Origin of the sequence: Streptomyces pathocidini (assembly GCF_001418495.1) — a bacterium.
GTDB lineage: Bacteria > Actinomycetota > Actinomycetes > Streptomycetales > Streptomycetaceae > Streptomyces > Streptomyces pathocidini.
Window position 1 is genome coordinate 1 of sequence record NZ_LIQY01000680.1, and the last position, 1,189, is coordinate 1,189.

Sequence of the window (1,189 nt, forward strand, 5' to 3'; positions counted from 1 at the left end):
CGACCACCCGGCGGTGGTCGACGGTCCCGTCCAGCGCCCCCAGATGCCGCGCCATGTGCCCCGCCTTCCCGGTGTCCGAGGGCCCGATCCGCCCGTCGACCCGCACGAAGTGCCGCTCGATCCCATGCGTCCGCACCATCGGCAGCAACTGCTCGTGCGGGGCGAGCGAGCACAGCGACTGCGTCGACCCGGCGGCCTGCCGCCCGGCGAGCAACTCCCGCGCGCCCTGCGTCAGTTGCGCCCCCTCGGCCCGCGTCCAGTAGTGCCGGTGGAAGGTCTCGTCCATGACCTCCCACTCCTCGTCCGTGGGCAGCCGCCCCATCAGCCGCTCGTAGAACCGCGGCACCGGCACGCAGTACAGGTCGCGGTAGCGCGCCAACGTGATCGGCGGAAGGCCGATCTCCGCGAAGGAGGCGTTCGTCGCCTCGATGACGGCGTCGATGTCGTGGAACAGCGTCCCGTTCCAGTCCCAGACGATGTGCGTCCCTTGCGTACCCATGCGAAAAACCGTACCCGCCCCCACCGACAACGAGCCCCCTCAGCCAACGAGCCCGGGAACCTCCTGAGTCGCGTACCACAGCAAGTCATGGTCCTCGGCGCCGTCCACGGTGAACTGCGCGTCGTCGTCGCCCAGATCCGCCGCCCCCAGCGCGGCCGCCGCGGCCGAGACGTCGGCCTCGGCGTCCGCCGCGTCCACGTGCACGGCCGCCACCTTGGCGAACGGCACTGCGCGCGCGATGCTCACCGCGCCGAGCAGGGAGCTGTCGAGCCCCCGGTCCGGGTCGGCGACCGCCTCCGCGTCGGGGACGTCCAGGGCCACCACGGCCCGGCGGCGCGGAGCCTGCGGATCGGTGGCGAGCAGCCGCAGGGAGGCCTGGGCGGAGCGGGTCAGCGCCGCGTACTCCAGCTCCTCGATGTCGTCGGAGACGTACCACTCGCGCAGGGCGGGCGTGACGGCGAAGGCGTCCAGCGGGCCGGGGCCCAGCTCGCCCGCCTTGTACGCCGCGGCGAGGCCGGGGAGGGTCGTGGGGACGTAGACGCGCATGGGGGCAGCATACGGGCGCGGGTCCCCCTTCGGAGGCCGGGCGGCCGAGTCCCGGCAGGACCGGGCCTGGCCCGTCCCGGCGGCAGGACGGCTCAGGGCGGCCCCCGTCCCCCTGATAGGTGAATCCCGGCCCCGCGGCGAAGC

At 74.1% G+C, this 1,189-nt stretch carries 2 protein-coding genes; both read right to left on the reverse strand.

Annotated elements, in window-relative coordinates:
* On the reverse strand, positions 1-499 hold a 499-nt coding region (locus tag AOK16_RS24400; RefSeq protein ID WP_055474268.1), incomplete at its 3' end, for an HAD family hydrolase.
* A gap of 39 nt (positions 500-538) precedes the next feature.
* Positions 539-1,045, reverse strand: a complete 507-nt coding sequence (locus tag AOK16_RS24405) for a DUF6912 family protein (RefSeq protein ID WP_055474267.1) — start codon at positions 1,043-1,045, stop codon at positions 539-541.
* Positions 1,046-1,189: the final 144 nt, after the last annotated feature.

Excerpts from the sequence above, each read along its gene's own strand:
- AOK16_RS24405 (WP_055474267.1), bottom strand. The coding sequence starts at position 1,045 with ATGCGCGTCTACGTCCCCACGACCCTCCCCGGCCTCGCCGCGGCGTAC.